This window comes from Bradyrhizobium sp. URHD0069, assembly GCF_000701345.1.
Taxonomy (GTDB): Bacteria; Pseudomonadota; Alphaproteobacteria; order Rhizobiales; family Xanthobacteraceae; genus Bradyrhizobium.
The window spans coordinates 141,367-158,867 of record NZ_JNIJ01000005.1; the positions used below are offsets into that span (position 1 = coordinate 141,367).

General features: G+C 62.2%; 13 protein-coding genes and 1 pseudogene. 7 read left to right on the forward strand and 7 right to left on the reverse strand.

Features of this window, described 5'->3' with window-relative positions:
- Positions 1 to 138: 138 nt before the first annotated feature.
- Both N554_RS0100700 and N554_RS0100705 read right to left on the reverse strand, forming a co-directional pair.
- Entirely contained in the window at positions 139 to 3,015 is a 2,877-nt protein-coding gene (locus N554_RS0100700; protein ID WP_029581705.1) for an EAL domain-containing protein, read from the reverse strand.
- 120 nt (positions 3,016 to 3,135) lie between these two features.
- Positions 3,136 to 4,134 (reverse strand): NAD(P)H-quinone oxidoreductase, encoded by a 999-nt coding sequence (locus N554_RS0100705; RefSeq protein ID WP_029581706.1) that lies wholly within the window; start codon positions 4,132 to 4,134, stop codon positions 3,136 to 3,138.
- A 102-nt stretch (positions 4,135 to 4,236) separates the two neighbouring features.
- On the opposite strand from N554_RS0100705, the gene N554_RS0100710 reads away from it, so the two are divergent.
- Together N554_RS0100710 and N554_RS0100715 are read left to right on the forward strand one after the other, a co-directional pair.
- Entirely contained in the window at positions 4,237 to 4,428 is a 192-nt protein-coding gene (locus N554_RS0100710; RefSeq protein ID WP_029581707.1) for a DUF1192 domain-containing protein, read from the forward strand.
- Between the two features lie 533 nt (positions 4,429 to 4,961).
- Positions 4,962 to 5,471, forward strand: a complete 510-nt coding sequence (locus tag N554_RS0100715) for a protease adaptor protein RcdA (protein ID WP_029581708.1) — start codon at positions 4,962 to 4,964, stop codon at positions 5,469 to 5,471.
- 203 nt (positions 5,472 to 5,674) lie between these two features.
- On the opposite strand, the gene rpmE is transcribed toward N554_RS0100715, so the two are convergent.
- The gene (gene rpmE, locus N554_RS0100720) at positions 5,675 to 5,902 is read right to left on the reverse strand and encodes a 50S ribosomal protein L31 (protein ID WP_029581709.1); all 228 of its coding nucleotides are present in this window, start codon (positions 5,900 to 5,902) and stop codon (positions 5,675 to 5,677) included.
- Positions 5,903 to 6,101: 199 nt separating this feature from the next.
- Here rpmE and N554_RS0100725 point away from each other — a divergent pair, with 199 nt between their 5' ends.
- Positions 6,102 to 7,961 carry an ABC transporter ATP-binding protein/permease gene (locus tag N554_RS0100725; protein WP_029581710.1) on the forward strand — a complete coding sequence of 620 codons (1,860 nt, stop codon included), beginning with the start codon at positions 6,102 to 6,104 and terminating at the stop codon, positions 7,959 to 7,961.
- A gap of 170 nt (positions 7,962 to 8,131) precedes the next feature.
- Here the strand turns inward: N554_RS0100725 and N554_RS0100730 are convergent, their stop codons facing one another.
- The 3 genes from N554_RS0100730 to N554_RS0100740 form a co-directional block, all read right to left on the reverse strand.
- Entirely contained in the window at positions 8,132 to 8,581 is a 450-nt protein-coding gene (locus N554_RS0100730; protein ID WP_029581711.1) for a GNAT family N-acetyltransferase, read from the reverse strand.
- A 133-nt stretch (positions 8,582 to 8,714) separates the two neighbouring features.
- On the reverse strand, positions 8,715 to 9,743 hold the full coding sequence (locus N554_RS0100735; protein ID WP_029581712.1) for a peptidoglycan -binding protein: 1,029 nt from the start codon (positions 9,741 to 9,743) through the stop codon (positions 8,715 to 8,717).
- Positions 9,744 to 9,795: 52 nt separating this feature from the next.
- The gene (locus tag N554_RS0100740; RefSeq protein WP_029581713.1) at positions 9,796 to 10,794 is read right to left on the reverse strand and encodes a flagellar motor protein MotA; all 999 of its coding nucleotides are present in this window, start codon (positions 10,792 to 10,794) and stop codon (positions 9,796 to 9,798) included.
- A 189-nt stretch (positions 10,795 to 10,983) separates the two neighbouring features.
- On the opposite strand from N554_RS0100740, the pseudogene N554_RS42830 reads away from it, so the two are divergent.
- From N554_RS42830 to N554_RS0100765, 4 genes and pseudogenes are all read left to right on the forward strand, one after another.
- Positions 10,984 to 11,280, forward strand: a pseudogene (locus N554_RS42830) (DUF1295 domain-containing protein); the annotation flags it as partial.
- Positions 11,277 to 11,519 carry an SAM-dependent methyltransferase gene (locus N554_RS42835; RefSeq protein ID WP_051677222.1) on the forward strand — a complete coding sequence of 81 codons (243 nt, stop codon included), beginning with the start codon at positions 11,277 to 11,279 and terminating at the stop codon, positions 11,517 to 11,519. The pseudogene N554_RS42830 and the gene N554_RS42835, both read left to right, overlap by 4 nt.
- 594 nt (positions 11,520 to 12,113) lie before the next feature.
- The gene (locus N554_RS0100760) at positions 12,114 to 13,322 is read left to right on the forward strand and encodes an efflux RND transporter periplasmic adaptor subunit (protein WP_029581716.1); all 1,209 of its coding nucleotides are present in this window, start codon (positions 12,114 to 12,116) and stop codon (positions 13,320 to 13,322) included.
- Between the two features lie 6 nt (positions 13,323 to 13,328).
- The gene (locus N554_RS0100765) at positions 13,329 to 16,484 is read left to right on the forward strand and encodes a multidrug efflux RND transporter permease subunit (RefSeq protein ID WP_029581717.1); all 3,156 of its coding nucleotides are present in this window, start codon (positions 13,329 to 13,331) and stop codon (positions 16,482 to 16,484) included.
- Positions 16,485 to 16,655: 171 nt separating this feature from the next.
- On the opposite strand, the gene N554_RS0100770 is transcribed toward N554_RS0100765, so the two are convergent.
- A complete protein-coding gene (locus N554_RS0100770; protein WP_029581718.1) occupies positions 16,656 to 17,450 on the reverse strand; it encodes an inositol monophosphatase family protein in 795 nt (264 codons plus the stop codon).
- Positions 17,451 to 17,501: the final 51 nt, after the last annotated feature.

A 17,501-nucleotide genomic window follows, 5' to 3' on the forward strand; every position in this document is an offset into this window, starting at 1 on the left:
CCATCGCTTGTTGTCGCATCAGATAGCGGCCAGAGCTTTTGCAATAAAAAAGCCTGTGGTTATGGGGCCGGCTCGCGCGGAGCCTGTCATCGGGCCGGCCGAAGGCCGGACCCGTTGGCTTGGCCGGGACGACGACTATTAACTCGCCGCCTCGAGCCGCTCTTCGGTGAGTAACCGCATCGCGGCTTCGGCGTCCATCGGCTCGCCGAAGGCAAAGCCCTGGGCGTATTCGCACCCCAACTGATAGAGCTCCACCGCATCGGAATCGGTCTCGGCGCCCTCGGCGACCACGTCCATCCCGAGGTCGTGGGCGAGTGCGATGATCGATTTCAGGATCACCGGCCGGGTGCCGCGGCTGGTGGTGCGCACAAAGGACTGATCGATCTTGATGGTGTCGAACGGGAAGCGCTGCAGATAGGCCAGCGACGAATGGCCGGTGCCGAAATCGTCCAGCGACAACCCGGTGCCGAGTTCGCGGATGCGGGTGAGCATCTGCGCCGCGTGCTCCGGATTTTCCATGACGAGCGATTCCGTCAGTTCAAGCTTCAGCGTGCCGCGCGCCACCGAGGAGCGCGACAATACCGTGCGGATGTCGTGAATTAGATCGTGCCGCAGCAATTGCCGCGAGGAGACATTGACGCTGGCGAAAATCGGCTCGCGCGAGCGCATCGCGCGCTGCCAGATAGCGAGCTGCTTGGCAGTCTGGTCCAAAACGAACATGCCGAGATCGACGATCAGGCCGATCTCTTCGGCAATAGTGATGAATTCCACCGGCGACATCCGACCGAGCTTCGGATGATCCCAGCGCGCCAGGGCCTCGAAGCCGGCGATCGAGCGATCCTCCAGCCGCACGATCGGCTGATACAGGATGGTGATTTCTCCACGCTCGATGGCGCGGCGCAGTTCGGATTCCAGCGTCAGCCGGTCGGTCTTGCGCGCGCGCATCGCCGGTTTGTAGACGTCGATGCGGTCGCCGCCGATGCGCTTCGAATGATACATCGCAAGCTCGGCGTCCTTGATGATCTCTTCGGACAGTTGCGTCTGCGGATCGCTGAGCGCCAGCCCGATCGAGGCGGTGAGGAAAATCTCGCGGTCATTGAAGGCGATCGGGGCGCGGATGGTCTTGCGGATGGTTTCGGCAAAGGCGGTGATGCGCGCCGGATCCTGCTCCGACATCAGGATCAGGCCGAACTGGTCGCCGGCGAGCCGCGCCAGCGTATCCTGCGGTTTGAGAATGCGGGTCAGCCGCCGCGCCAGCGTCAAGAGGATCGAGTCGCCGACCGCGATGCCGACGGAATCGTTGACCTGCTTGAAACGATCGAGATCGATCACCATCAACGTCGGCCGCAGGTTCGGCATGGTTTTTGCGAAATTGGCTACCGCGCCGAGCCGGTCGATGAACAATTTGCGGTTCGGCAAACCGGTGAGATTGTCATGCACGGAATCGTGCAGCATGCGTTCTTCGGCGTTCTTGATCTCGGTCACGTCGGTCAGCGTGCCCACCACGCGCGAGACCTCGCCGTCGGAGCCGACCACCGGGCGGGCTTTGAGCGCAAACCACATGAAGTGGCCGTCGGGCGTGCGCAGCCGGAAATCCTGCACCAGCCGGCCGCGGCGCTGGTCGAGCACGCTGTCGAGGGCTGCGCGGAAACGGTCCTGATCGAGCGGATGCAGCACCTCGAGCCATTTCGCGGCAGGACCTTCCAGCGTGCCGCGTTTCAAGCCGAGGAGGCTTTCGGTCTCGGGGCTGGTGAACACTTTGTCGGCGGAGACGTCCCAGTCCCAGATCAGGTCGCCCGAGCCGGTCAGCGCCAGCGCCCGGCGCTCGACGTCGGAGACCATGCCGGTGGTCGCGCCGCCGCCGGCAAAGGCATGCTGCATCACCGTAAAGCCGATCAGCATCACGATCAGCACGAGGCCGCCGAGCAGCGCCGGGCCGACGATGTCGTTGGTGACGCTGCCGGCCACCGTCATGCCGGACGCGATCACCCAGACCACCAGCAGGAACCAGGTCGGGATCAAGAGCACCGCGCGGTCGAAGCCGTGGGTTGAGAGATAGACGATCAGCGCGAACCCTGCGAACGCGATCAAGACCAGCGAGATCCGCGCGATGCCCGAGGCCACCGCCGGATCGAACAACGCAAGCGCGACGAGAGAACCAAGGAAGGCCAGCCAACCCACGGTGATGTGGGCATAGCGCACATGCCAGCGGCTGAGATTGAGATAGGCAAACAAAAACACCAAGAGCGTCGCGGCCAGGATCGCTTCGCCCGCCGCGCGCCATATCCGCTCGGCGTTATTCGACATGTCGAGCACCTTGCCCCAGAAGCCGAAATCGACGCCGATATAGACCAGCACCGCCCATGCCAGCGCAGCGGCGGCGGGGAACATGATGCTGCCCTTGACCACGAACAGGATGGTCAGCACCAGCGCCAGCAATCCGGAAATGCCGATCACGATGCCCTGGTACAGCGTGAACGAGTTGACCTTGTCTTTGTAGGCTTCGGGCTCCCACAGATAGAGCTGCGGCAGCTTGTCGGTGCGCAATTCCGCGACAAAGGTGATGACGGCGCCGGGATCGAGCGTGATGCGGAAGATGTCCGCGGTCGCGCTTTCCTGGCGGTCGGGACGGTCGCCGGTCGACGGCGTGATGGTCGCGATCCGCGACAGCCCAAGATCGGGCCACAACAGCCCCGACGACACGATGCGATAGTGAGGCGCGACGATCAGGCGGTCGAGCTGGTCGTCGGTGTTGTTGGCGAGCGCGAACACCACCCAGTTCTGTCCGCCTTCGCGGGCGCGCACTTCGATGCGGCGAACGATGCCATCAGTGCCCGGCGCGGTGGAGACCTGAATGCGATCCGTCTCGCTGCGCTGATGGTCGAGCACCGCGGTCAGATCGATTGCGGGCGCGTCACTGCGGACGCTGACGGCGTCGATAGCGCGCGCCGGCTGGGCGGCGGCAAGAATCATGAAGCCCAGCGCGAGGGACGCGAGGCACCTGATCGGACGCAATGTCAATACTCCGCAGTCAACGGCGCCTTGCGGGCGAAGCGAGCCGCCCGACCTGTTGCGATAAATGACATGAAAGCGAGGGAAATCAAAGGGTTTCCGGCCGTGTTGGGGGCGCGAGTGTTAAACCGCCAACACAATTTTGCCAATATGTTCGCTGGTCTCCATGCGCCGATGCGCGTCGGCCGCCTTTTCCAGCGGGAATGTGCTGTCCATCAAGGGTTTCACCCGTCCTTCGCGCAACAGCGGCATCACCTTGGCTTCGATCGCGGCGACCATCGCGGCCTTTTCCATATTGCTGCGGGGGCGCAGCGTGGAGCCGGTGTGGTGCAGCCGTTTCACCATCAGCTTGGAAAAATTAACGTTTGCCTTGGGTCCGCCGAGAAACGCGATCTGGACTACGCGGCCCTCGATTGCGGCGGCATCGTAGTTGCGTTCGATGTAGTCGCCGCCGACCATGTCGAGAATGACATTGGCGCCCGCGCCATCGGTCGCCGTCTTCACTTCAGCGACGAAATCTTCGGTCTTGTAGTTGATGGCGCGGTCGGCGCCGAGCTTGAGACAGGCGTCGGCCTTGTCTTTCGAGCCGACGGTGACGATCACTTTGGAACCGAAGGCCTTCCCGAGCTGGATCGCCATGGTGCCGATGCCGGACGAGCCGCCGTGGATCAAGAGCGTCTCGCCAGACTTCAGCGCGCCGCGCTCGAACACGTTGTGCCACACCGTCATCAGCGTTTCCGGGATCGCGCCGGCCTCCAGCATCGACAGCGCCGATGGCACTGCCATCGCCTGGGCGTCCTGCGCGATGCAATATTGCGCATAGCCGCCGCCGGCCACCAGCGACATCACCTGGTCGCCGAGCTTGTGGCGGCTGCTGCCTTCGCCGAGTGCGACGACCTCGCCCGCGATTTCAAGCCCGGGCAAGTCGCTGGCGCCGGGCGGCGGTGGATAAGAGCCGGATCGCTGCGCGACGTCCGGACGGTTGACGCCTGCGGCTGCGACCTTGACCAGGATTTCGCCTCGTGCGGGCACCGGCACCGCGCGAGTTTCAGGCACGAGCACCTCCGGTCCCCCGGGCTTGCTGATGCCGATAACGGTCATTTGCGCGGGCAGCTTTTCCATGATGTTTCCTTGCGAAAAGCGGATAAATTTAGAGACATTGATTAGCCAGCTGCGCTTCGGCTGGCAACCGCTTCACCGATCCCAGACTACGGAGGAGAACGCATGGCCATCGAGGATGACGACAAACCGAGGAAGAAAGTCAGCCACGAGATCGGGCAGGACCTGTCACTATTGTCGGTCGAGGAACTTGCCGAGCGCGTCGCGCTGATGACATCGGAAATCGAGCGGCTGCAGGTGGCGATGACCAAGAAGCGGGCGTCGAAGGACGCGGCTAGTAGTTTTTTCAAATCGTAGAGAGTGGCCGCAATTCCCCACCACGTCGTCCCGGACAAGTGAGCGTTGGCGAGGGTGATCCGGGACCCATACGCCGTGACGTTTCGGTGGGGCAATGCGTTGGACACCTTCTTTCATCATAGCCGCCGCGGCGTATGGGTCCCCGCCTTCGCGGGGACGACCTGTTGCGAGGGCTCGCGCAGCATCATCCGCAACTCGGCCAATGGCCGACATGGCAAACGAAGGCTGAATAAAATCGTTCGTTTACGATCCATTAAGCTTTCTCGCCTATGACTTGGATTGTCCTCGTTTGGACACCGAGTGGCTCCTGTCCACTCTGTTTGACGCCTCCCTGTTATCAACTTTAAAGCCGCCGGAAACGGCGGCTCTTTTTTTGGGGCGTTTTTCGGTTCCATCATCGCACCAGCTGGAAACCATAATAAGTCTTTGCGGCTGGACTCTCGGCTGCGGGCGCGCAATGATTTGTTCATCATAAGCCCGGCGCTTTTTGAGCCGGCAGCGTAAATAGTAAATAGTGGTGTGAGGCGTTAACCATGGACCGTTCGCAAAGCGAAGCCGCTCTCGTGCAATTCAGCGAACGGCTGACCAACTCCGCGGCGTTCAGCACCCTGTTCCGGGAAGGCATGGATCTGGTCGAGGAGACCGCCGCCTATCTCGACGGCGCCGGCCGCGCCGAGGCCAAGGCGCTCGATCGCGCCGTCAGCCTCACCTATGCCACCGAAAGCATGCGGCTGACCACGCGTCTGATGCAATTGGCGTCGTGGCTGTTGCTGCACCGGGCGGTGAAGGAAGGCGAGATGACGCTGATCCAGGCCAATCGCGAAAAGACCAAGGTCAAGCTGAGCGCGGCGGACCCCGGCCCGGATGACATGGTCGGAAAGCTCCCGCAGCAATTGCAGGACCTGATCACCCGCTCGATGAACCTGCAGTCCAAGGTCCGCCGCCTCGATACCAGCATCCACACCAAGGTGACGGAATACGCGGCGATCGGCAATCCGCTGGTGCCGCAGCTCAACCGCCTCAAGGAGGCGTTCGAGCACTGATCAGCCCTCAGCGCGAGGAGCGACTTGTTCGCCGTAGCTCAACGAGCCAAGGCGGAAGCCACGAACAGATCCAGCTTTCTCCTGCCCTCGGGATTGCTTCGCTTGCGCTCGCCGTGAGGGAGCATGACTGCGCGCCAACGAAAAACGCCCCCGCGCGGGCAGGGGCGTCTTGTATGTTCCCCGAACGAGAGGCTTAGACGGCCTCAATCTTTCTTGAGGAAGCCAGAGAACTTCTTCTGGAACCGCGACACGCGGCCGCCGCGATCGAGCAGTTGCTGGGCGCCGCCGATCCACGCCGGGTGCGATTTGGAGTCGATATCGAGGTTCAGCTTGTCGCCTTCCTTGCCCCAGGTCGAACGCGTCTGGTATTCGGTGCCATCGGTCATGACGACCGTAATCATATGATAATTCGGGTGAATTTCGGCTTTCATGGCATATCCTTGGGCGCGCCGGCGCCTGTCTTTAAGATGGCTGTGGGGCGGATTTGGGCCGCTCTATAACCCCTTAAGACCCCTAAAACAAGCCAAGTATGTTCCCGGGCAGGCATCTTCTGCAGGCATCTTCTAAGGATTTGCCAGCGCGGGTAGCGGCGCCTATTTGGGGGTGGCAGAAGCGATTGGTCCAGATCTCATGAGCGCAGTGGAACGGCTTGAAGACCGGCATGGCGAAACGCCGCCCCACCGCGATGTGGCGCCCGCCGTGGCATCCTCCATCGAAGCGGAATTAACGGAGGTGCCGGCCAAGGGCCGCGCGCGGCTTCGTCCCCTGCTGGCGCTGGCGCCCTATGTGGCGCGTTACCGCGGACGCGCGGTTCTTGCTTTCATTTCGTTGACGATCGCCGCGATCACGACGCTGCTGGTACCGGTCGCGGTGCGGCGGATGATCGACTTCGGTTTGACGCCCGAAGGCATCGCCATGATCAACAGCTATTTCAGCGTGATGATCGCGGTGGTCGCGGTGCTCGCCGCTGCCAGCGCGGCGCGGTTCTATCTGGTGATGACCATCGGCGAGCGCATCGTCGCGGACTTGCGGCGGGACGTGTTTGGCCATCTGCTGTCGCTATCGCCTGCATTCTTCGATTCCTCGCGCAGCGGCGAACTGATCTCGCGCCTCACGGCCGATACCACCCAGATCAAATCCGCCGTCGGCGCCTCGGTCTCGATCGCGCTGCGCAACCTGATGCTGTTCGCCGGCGCCACCGTGATGATGGTGATCACCAGTCCGCGGCTTTCGGGATTTGTCCTTCTGGCAATTCCACTGATTGTGTTGCCGCTGGTGGCGTTCGGCCGCTGGGTGCGGCGGTTGTCGCGCAACGCCCAGGACACGCTGGCGGAAGCGACCGCGTACGCTTCCGAACTGGTCGGCGCTATCAGGACCGTGCAGGCCTATACCAGCGAGCCGCTGGCGAAAGCGCGCTTCGGCGGCGAAGTCGAGCAGGCCTATGAGGCGGCGCGCAGTTCAACCCGCGCGCGCGCGGTTCTTACCGCGATCATCATCTTCATCGTTTTTACCAGTGTCGTGGCGATCCTCTGGGTCGGCTCGCATGACGTGCTGACCGGCTCCATCAGCCCGGGCCGGCTTGGCCAGTTCGTGCTGTACACAGCGTTCGCCGCGGCGGGCTTGGGCCAGCTCAGCGAGGTCTGGGGCGAGGTCTCGGCCGCCTCCGGCGCGGCCGAACGGTTGTTCGAAATCCTCCGCGTCAAACCGGCGATATCGGCCCCGGCATCGCCGCGCGCGTTGCCTGTACCAGCGCGCGGCGATGTCAGTTTCGAAAACGTCAGTTTCGCCTATCCGACCCGGCCGGATGCTTTTGCGGTCGATCGCGTTTCGCTGTCGGTGCGCGCAGGCGAGAAAGTTGCGATCGTCGGGCCGTCAGGCGCCGGCAAGAGCACGCTGTTTCACCTGCTGCTGCGGTTTTACGATCCCACCACCGGTACGATCTCGTTTGATGGCGTGCCGATCAGGTCGGCCGATCCGCGCGACGTACGTGCGCACATCGCGCTGGTACCGCAGGATTCCGTGGTATTCGCCGCCAGCGCGCGCGATAACATCCGCTTCGGCCGGCCCGACGCCGACGATGCCGAGGTCGAGCGCGCTGCGGAGCTTGCTCACGCCACCGAATTCATCCGCCGCTTGCCGGGAGGATTCGAGGCGCAGCTCGGCGAGCGCGGCGTCACGCTGTCGGGCGGCCAGCGCCAGCGCATCGCCATTGCGCGTGCGATCCTGCGCGATGCGCCGCTGCTGCTGCTCGACGAGGCGACATCATCGCTCGATGCCGAATCCGAAACGCTGGTGCAGACCGCGCTGGAGGAATTGATGCGCCACCGCACCACGCTGGTGATCGCACATCGCCTCGCCACCGTATTGTCCTGCGACCGCATCATGGTGATGGATCAGGGCCGCATCGTCGAACAAGGCACCCACGCCTCGCTGGTCGCCGCCAACGGCCTCTATGCCCGGCTGGCGCGGCTGCAGTTCGAGGGGGTGTGACTTTCGTTGGTGGGGTTTGCCGCGCCGCCTGCGCTGTCATCATCCGCGAAGGCGGATGATCCAGTACTCCGTGACGGGCGCGTTCAATCTCTGCACAGCACTCTGGAATACTGGATACTCCGCTTTCGCGGAGTATGACTGCGGAATTCGATGATGCGCCGGAAATACATTCAGCCCCTCCACTCCATCCGCAGCACCGGCCGCCCCGACGTCGGATTCACATCCTCGCCGGCATGCGCAAAACCGTTGCGCTGGTAAAAGCGGATGGCGCGGGCGTTGTCGTTGTTGACCAACAGCGTGATGCGATCCGGCGACAGGCGCTTGGCCTCATCGACCAGCGCATTGGCGAGCGTCGAACCCCAGTGATTGGGGGCGACCACCAGCTGATCCAGATAGCCTTGCGAATCGATGGTGACAAACCCAACCAGTGCGCCCGACTGTTCAGCAACAATGATCGCCGCCTTCGGCACCAGCTCCTTGCGCCAGCGCTCGCGCCACCATGTCAGGCGCGCGGCGAAATCGATCGATGGATAGGCCTGCTGCCAGGTCCGTTGCCACAGCGAGATGGCCGCGTCTTCGTCCTCGGCGCGATAGGGGCGAAGGATGAATGTCGAAGTCATCGTGTCCCGGGCGAGTGGTGCGAGGGCATCGCCCGAGCGGAACGAGACCCGGGATCCCGCGCATGAACTTTTGCCTTCAATACTGGTCCTGCATCGTCGCTCGCAAGCGCTCGCTTATCCGGGACACGGGGTCCTATCGTTCCGTCAGCTTCAGCTCGATGCGGCGGTTGCGCTTGTAGGCCTCTTCGTTGGCGGCGGTGTCGAGCGGCTGAAATTCCGCGAAGCCGGCGGCGACCAGCCGCTGCGCCGGGACGCCGAGCGAGATCAGATATTGCACCACCGAGATCGCGCGCGCCGACGACAGTTCCCAGTTCGATTTGAAAAACGGGCTGTTGATAGGTCGCACGTCGGTATGGCCGTCGACCCGCAGCACCCAGGCGATTTCGCTCGGAATCTGTTTGTCCAGATCGATCAGCGCGGTCGCCAACTTGTCGAGCTCGGCGCGGCCTTCGGGCAGCAACAGCGCCTGTCCGGTGTCGAAAAACACTTCCGACTGGAAGACGAAGCGGTCGCCGACGATCCTGACGTCCGGCCGGTTGCCGAGAATGGCACGTAAGCGCCCGAAGAAATCTGAACGGTAGCGAGACAATTCCTGCACCCTTTGCGCCAGCGCGACGTTCAGCCGCTGGCCGAGATCGGCGATCCGCCCCTGCGATTCCTTGTCGCGCTTTTCCGAGGCATCCAGCGCCTCTTCGAGCGCACTAAGCTGGCGGCGCAGGGCGCTGATCTGCTGGTTCAGCACCTCGATCTGGGCAAGGGCGCGCGAAGATACCTGTTTTTCGGAATTCAGCGCCTTGTTGAGTTCGTTGGTGCGGCCGGCGGCGTCACTGCCGGCAGCGGAGAGCCCCTCATAGAGGCCCTTGACGCGGTCGCGCTCGGCTTCCGCCGACAGCAGTCCTGCCCGCATCTGCGAGAGCTGGTCATCGAGATTGAGTTTGCCGAGTTTTTCCAGCGACAGCAGGTCGTTCAGCTGCGCGATCTTGGCATTGAGCTGCTCCAGCGCCTTGTCCTTGCCGGTGACTTCCTGCGACAGGAAGAACTGCACCACCAGAAACACCGACAGCAGGAACACGATCGAGAGCACCAGCGTCGACAGCGCATCGACAAAGCCCGGCCAGTAGTTGAATCCGGTTTCGTTGCGGCGTGCACGGACGAGGGCCATAGGCTGTTCTCTTTGTTAATGCGCTTCCTCGATGCGAAACGGAAACGCCTGGTTAGCTTTTCTCGGGCTGGCGCGCGAGCCGTTCGAGCAATTTCTTGATCTCGCGGTTCTGCTCGCCCTGACCATCGGCCCATTCGCGGATCATCTGCTGCTCAGTGCGCATATGCGCGACCAGACCTTGAATGGCTTCGGCGAGATTGGCCATCGCGGACGCGGTGCCGCGGCTGGCGCCGCCTTCTTCCAGCGAGGTCCGCAACCGTTCGACGGCTGCCTGAAGCTCGCCGCCCGTGCCGGCGCCGATCTCGCCGGAATACTCGCGCACCGTGGTGGCGAGCCAGTCCTCGAGGTCGGTATAGAACCGGTTCTGCGCCTGGCTCGATTGCAGGTCGAGAAAGCCGAGAATCAGCGAACCGGCGAGGCCGAACAGCGACGACGAAAACGAAATGCCCATGCCGCTGAGCGGCGCGGCCAGACCTTCCTTCAGCGTATCGAACAACGAGCCGGCGTCGCCGCCGACCCTCAGCCCATCGATCACCTTGCCGACCGAGCCGACCGTTTCGATCAGGCCCCAGAAGGTCCCAAGCAGCCCGAGGAACACCAGCAGGCCTGTCATGTAGCGTGAAATGTCGCGGGCCTCATCGAGCCGTGTGCCGATGGAATCCAGGAGATGCCGCATGGTTTGCTGCGAGATCGTCATCTTCCCGCTGCGCTCGCCGCCAAGGATCGCCGCCATTGGTGCCAGCAGCGTCGGGTGGCGGTCGATGGCGAGGCCGGGATCGGCGATGCGGAAGTTGTTGACCCAGGCGACTTCCGGATAGAGCCGGATCACTTGGCGAAACGACAGGATGATGCCGATCAAGAGCACTGCGCCGATTAGCGCATTCAGGCCGGGATTGGCGAAGAAGGCAACGATGAGCTGCTTGTAGAGCACCACCATCACCAGCGCGCACAGCACCAGGAACACCAGCATCCGCACCAGGAAAATCCGTGGAGAGGACAGTTTGTTCAGTTCGATCTCCATCGCGGAGCGGGAAGAGGGGCCTGAAGGCATTGCCGATGTCATCCGTTGCGAGGAGGTACGTTCGGCCACCAATATGGCACAGCGGTGCCGGGAAAAAAGCCCAGTTGCAGGCCGAAAGGGAACTTCTGAGCCAAACCGGACGTGGATGTCATGCGTATTCAACCAATCTTTGACGCCTGAGCCGGTCACCGGATATTGGCATGATTCGCTTTGCATCTCGAAGCGCTGGCCGACGCGCAGCTCAAGCATTTCCGAAGCGTTCCGCCGGCTGGGGCCGGGTCTGCGACGTCGGGCCGTGGCGCTGGTCGCGCGATCCGAACTATTTCTTCGAATGATTCGGCTGGCTCGCCTACCCCTCCGCCGCTCGATGAGCAGATGCTGCGCTCGCGGGGCGAGCGCTATCGCGAGTATCAGCCACGCACCAGCATGTTCTTTCCGCTGCTGTCGCAAAACGGCGGTTTAGAAATCGCATACGCCGCGCGAACATCGAGGGTGATGCCGCCGCCTGCGGATTGAAAAATCTTCGCGTCGTCACGGCGGACCTGAACGTGTTCGGTCCGGAGCGGCAGTTCGACCGCATCGTGCCGGTTGAAATGTTCGAGCACGTCATCAACTGGCGCGAATTGATGATGCGGATCAGGTCATGGCTCGCAGCCGACGGTCGGCTCTTCATGCACGTCTTTACCCCATCGTTCGGGCGCGTACTTGTTCGATGGCGTCGACGGATCGCGCAGCATTTCTTCACCGGCGGGTGATGCCGAGCCATCATCTGATCCGGCAGTATGCTGATTTATTGGAGGTCGAGAAGGAATGGCGTTGAAGCGGCACGCGTTATCAGCGCACCGCGCTCGAGGGGATTGGCAATTTCGATTCCAACCGCCACGAGATCAAAAGCATTCTCCGCAATGTCGGCAACGACACCGCGTTGTGGATGCGACGCCGGCGCTAATTCTTTCTCGCGACCGCGGGTTGTTAGGTTATGCCGACCGCAGCGACCGATTCGATGCATATGCTGCCCAATCTTTCGGCCGGCTGCTGCTTCGCCGCGCATCGCAAAGGCGGGTTCCTAATCAGATTTCTTATGCTTCCTGATCAGATTTCTTATGACTTTCTTATAGTGCCGATCAACCTGCAATCACGATCGAGTGAATCCAAGGAAGCTCTATTATTTCAATTGCTTGCGCGAGTGTGACATTGAGCCGCCTTTAAATAATATTGCGACGCAACCAATGTGTTTATGTTGTCGGTCAAACAAGAGCGTTGAGTTTGGACTAACCAACCGGGCCGCACTTCTGCGCGCCTGGTGGCCCGCTCATCAACGCGTTCAAAAAACTGGGATCCAAACTTCAATGAACAGAGTTCTCGTGCGGGTGGCTTGCGCTGCATTCTTGATGGCTGGCCTCGCGCCGATCCTCGCCGGTTGCGACGATCCAAGCTTAGCGATGTCGACAACGAAGTCTGAGCCCGAAGTTGGCATCGTTACGGTGAGACCGCAGTCCCGCGCCGTGATGCGCGAATTGCCTGGCCGCATCGCGCCCACCCGCGTTGCCGATGTCCGCCCCCGTGTATCCGGTATCGTGGTGGAACGCATGTTTGACCAGGGGTCGGAGGTCAAGGCTGGCGACCCGCTCTACCGGATCGACCCGAGGCCGTTCGAGGTCGAGCTGCAGGCGAGCGAAGCCGCGTTGGCGAAAGCGATGGCGGCGTTCGATCTGGCTGCGCAGCATGCGCACCGCGTCGCGACGCTGACAAGTCAGAAAGCCATGCCTGAAGCCGAGAATGAAAAAGCCATCGGAGCGATGCGACAGGCGGAAGCTGAGATTGGCAGCCGCAAGGCCGACGTCGCGCGCGCACGGCTAAACCTGGACTACGCGACCATTCGTGCTCCGATCGGCGGCATCGTCGGCGCGGCGCTGGTCAGCGAAGGCGCGCTCGTGGTCCAGAATGAAACGACGAATCTGGCAACGATTCAGCAGCTCGATCCGATCTATGCTGACTTCACCCAGTCCGTGACCGAGATGAACAAGTTGCGGCGCGACTTCGACAATGGCGAGCTCGATCGGATCGCACCTGACGCTGCCAAGGTTCGCCTCTTGCTGGATGACGGCACCACCTATCAGTTGCCTGGAAAGTTGCTGTTCTCGGAAGCCAAAGTCGATGCCCAAACCGGGCAGGTGACGTTGCGCGGACAGTTTCCAAATCCAAAGCGCGAGTTATTGCCCGGCATGTACGTGCGGGTCCTGATCGAACAGGGCATTGACACCGACGCCATTGCCGTCCCGCAGCAGGCGATCCAGCGCGATGCCGGCGGCGGCAGTGCGGTCTTCGTGGTCAAGGACGACGGTCGCATCGCCGCGCAACCCGTCCGCATCGGTGCGGCGCAGGACGGAATATGGCTGGTGAGCGACGGATTGAAGGAAGGCGACCGCGTGGTCGTCGACGGATTTCAAAAATTCGTTCCCGGCGACAAGGTCAAGCCGCAAGCGTGGGCCGACGCGAATGCGTCGGTTGCTGGTGCATTGCCGGATGACCCGCAGCCGATTCAACCCGTCCGGTAGACGGGCATGCCCAGTTTCTTCATTGACAGGCCGATCTTTGCCTGGGTCGTCGCGCTTTTCATCTGTTTGATCGGCGCGATTTCGATTCCGCTGCTCGCGGTCGCCCAGTATCCGATCATTGCGCCGCCCTCGATCTCGGTCAGCACAAGCTATCCCGGCGCATCACCGGAGAATCTCTACAACAGCGTGACGCGGCTGATCGAGGAGGAGTTGAATGGCGCCTCCGGCATCCTGAATTTCGAATCCACCAGCGACTCGCTGGGACAGGTGGAGATTGTCGCCAATTTCGTGCCGGGCACCGATACCAGCCTGGCGTCAGTCGAGGTGCAGAACCGCATCAAACGGGTTGAAGCGCGATTGCCGCGCGCCGTCATCCAGCAAGGCATTCTGATCGAGGAAGCCTCAAGCGCCGTGCTGCAGATCATCACGCTGCGCTCGACCGATGGCAGCCTCGACGAGATCGGGCTTGGCGATTTCATGATCCGCAACGTGCTCGGGGAAATCAGGCGGATTCCCGGCGTGGGGCGCGCCACGCTCTATTCCACCGAGCGTTCGCTTCGTATCTGGGTCGATCCCGCCAAGCTTGTCGGCTACGGCCTGACCGCGGATGACGTCAACAAGGCGATCAGTGCCCAGAACGCGCAAGTCGCATCGGGAAGCATCGGCGCCGAGCCGAGCACGCCGCAGCAGCGGATCTCGGCGCTCGTGCTGGTCAAGGGCCAACTCAGCTCGCCCGACGAGTTCGGGGCGGTTATCCTGCGTGCCAATCCGGACGGCTCGACCGTCCGGATGCGCGATGTCGCCCGCATCGAAATCGGCGGCTTGAGCTATCAGTTCAACACCCGGTTAAACGGCCAGCCGACCGCCGGTCTTTCGGTGCTATTGTCGCCGACCGGCAACGCGCTCGCCACGGCCAGTGCGGTCGAAGCCAAGATGAAGGAGCTGTCGCGGTTCTTTCCCGCCAATATCGCCTACGAAATTCCTTATAACATCACCCCTGTCGTGAAGGCCTCGATCGAGAAGGTGCTGACGACGCTGGTCGAAGCCGTGGTGCTGGTCTTCGTTGTGATGTTCCTGTTCCTGCAGAACATCCGCTACACCATCATTCCGACCATTGTAGTTCCGGTAGCGCTGCTCGGCACCTGTGCGACGCTGCTGCTCGCGGGTTACTCGGTCAACATGCTGACCATGTTCGGCATGGTGCTGGCGGTCGGTATTCTGGTGGACGATGCCATCGTCGTGGTGGAGAACGTCGAGCGCATCATGGCGGAGGAGGGGCTGCCGCCCAAGGAAGCCACGCGCAAGGCGATGTCGCAGATCACAGGCGCCATCATCGGCATCACCCTCGTCTTGATCGCGGTGTTTGTGCCGATGGCGTTCTTCCCGGGATCGGTAGGCGTCATCTACCGGCAATTCTCGGTCACCATGGTCGCCGCGATCGCCTTTTCGGCGCTGCTGGCGATGTCGCTGACGCCTGCCCTATGCGCGACGCTGCTGAAGCCGGTAACGGCCGGCCATGCCCATGCCCGCAAGGGCGTATTCGGCTGGTTCAATCGTGGTCTCGATACCGTCAGGGATCGCTATGCAGGCATTGTCGGACGATCCTTGAAGCGTACCGGACGGCTGATGCTGATCTATGCTGCGCTGCTGATCGGACTGAGCTGGGCGTTCATCCGCTTGCCCGGCGGTTTTCTGCCGGTGGACGATCAGGGCTTTGTCACCACCGACGTACAGACGCCTTCCGACTCATCGTATGAGCGCACCGAGACGGTTGTCGAGGCAGTTGAAAAATATCTGGCGCAGCGCGCGGGCGTCGACACCGTGACGTTTCTCACCGGCTACAGCTTTTCCGGCCAGGGCATGAACACCGCGCAGGCCTTCATCACGCTGAAGGACTGGGCTGAGCGTCCGCAGAAGGACTCCGCCGCAGCCATCGTCGCTGATATCAATAAGGATCTGTCGTCGATCCGCGACGCCAAGATTTCCGCGCTGCAGCCGCCGCCGATCGACAATCTCGGCAATTCCTCAGGCTTCAGTTTCCGCCTGCAGGATCGCGGACAAAAGGGCTATCCGGCGCTGGTGAGCGCCTCCGATCAGCTGATCGCGGAGGCCAATGCGAGTCCTGTTTTGCAAAAGGTCTACGTCGAAGGGCTGCCGCCGGCGCCACAGGTCAATGTCATGATCGACCGCGAGAAGGCGGGCGCGTTCGGCGTCACTTTCGAGGATATCAACAATACGATCTCCACCAATCTCGGCTCGAATTACATCAACGACTTTCCGAACCGCGGCCGGATGCAGCGGGTGATCGTACAGGCTGATCAGGACAGCCGCATGAATACCGACGATATCCTGAACTACAATGTGAAGAACAGACACGGCCAGCTGGTGCCATTTTCCTCCTTTGCCTCGATCGAATGGTCGAGGGGACCGACGCAGATCGCCGGATTTAACTACTATCCTGCCGTGCGCATCAGCGGCGAGGCCAAGCCGGGGTACACCTCTGGCGATGCGATTGCCGAGATGGAGCGGCTCGCGAACCGGCTGCCGCGCGGCTTCGGCTACGAATGGACCGGGCAGTCGCTGCAGGAAAAACTATCGGGCTCGCAGGCGCCGTTCCTGCTCGGCCTGTCGGCGCTGGTGGTGTTTCTCTGCCTCGCCGCGCTCTATGAAAGCTGGACGATCCCGCTGGCGGTGTTGATGACGGTGCCGCTCGGCATCTGCGGTGCGGTGCTGGCGGCGACGCTGCGCGGTTTGCCGAACGATGTCTACTTCACCGTCGGCCTGATCACCATTATCGGGCTTGCCGCCAAGGACGCCATTCTCATCATCGAATTCGCCAAGGATCTGCGGGCACAAGGCAAGCCGCTGATCGAGGCGACGTTGGAAGCCTGTACTTTGCGCTTCCGCCCCATCCTGATGACGGGTCTTGCCTTTGTCTGCGGCGTGCTGCCGATGGTGATCGCGACCGGCGCCGGCGGAGCGAGCCAGCAGGCGATCGGCACCAGCGTGATGGGCGGGATGATCGCGGTGGTCATTCTGGCGCTGCTGATGGTGCCGGTGTTTTTTGTCGCCGTGCAGCGTTTTTTCGCGGGGGATCGCGAGACGGTGAAAGATGTTTCAACGGCACAGCCGCATGGACCGCCGGAACCGCTGAAGCCATAGGAACGCTGCAGAATCTCGGCCGTCATGCCCGCGAACGCGGGCATCCGGTAATCCGTCACGCTGGAGTTGAACGTCGGCGGTGCGGCGCACTGGATCATCCGCTTTTGCGGATGATGACAGCCAAACTTGGGGCGCGCGCGGACCCTGAAAAAATCGGCCGAAGGTTGTCGCCTACTTCGCCAGCGGCTTTAGAATCTTCACAAGTTCGGCGTGAACGAATTCGTTGCCGCAGATCACGTTGCTGCTCTTGAGCGGCTCGTCGTCGCCCTCGATGCCGCTGACAATGCCCCCGGCTTCGCGCACGAGAATCTGTCCGGCTGCCAGGTCCCACGGCTGCAGGTCGCGTTCCCAATAGCCGTCGAGACGGCCCGCCGCGACGAAAGCCATATCGAGGCTGGCCGCGCCAAATCGGCGCAGGCCCGCCACCCGGTTCTGAATTTCGCTCATTTCGACGCGCGACAATTCGAGGTCGCCGCGTCCGATATGCGGCAGTCCGCAGGCGATCACGCATTCGTCGAGCTTGCGCCGGCCGGCGACGCGCAGCCGCTGATCGTTGAGGAAGGCGCCCTTGCCGCGCTCGGCGATATAGAGTTCTTCGTTGGCCGGATTGTAGATCACCCCGGCGATGATGGTGCTCTCGCGCTGCAGACCGATCGAGATCGCGAATTGCGGAATGCCGTGCAGGAAATTCGTGGTGCCGTCGAGCGGGTCGACGATCCAGGTATGGGTCTTGTCGTCGCCCACGCGGCTGCCGCCTTCCTCGCCGATGAAGCCGTAACCCGGCCGCGCCTTGCTGAGGTCGCTGTAGAGCATCTCCTCGGCGCGCCTGTCGGCCATGGTGACGAAATTGGCAGGTCCCTTCAGCGACACCTGAAGGTTCTCGATCTCGCCGAGATCGCGCTTGAGGCTGCGACCGGCGCGGCGCGCGGCCTTGACCATGACGTTGATAAGGGCTGAATGCAGCATGATCTCGGCTCAAGGCGACCTGAGCGTCAGGTCAGGACAGGGATTGATGGG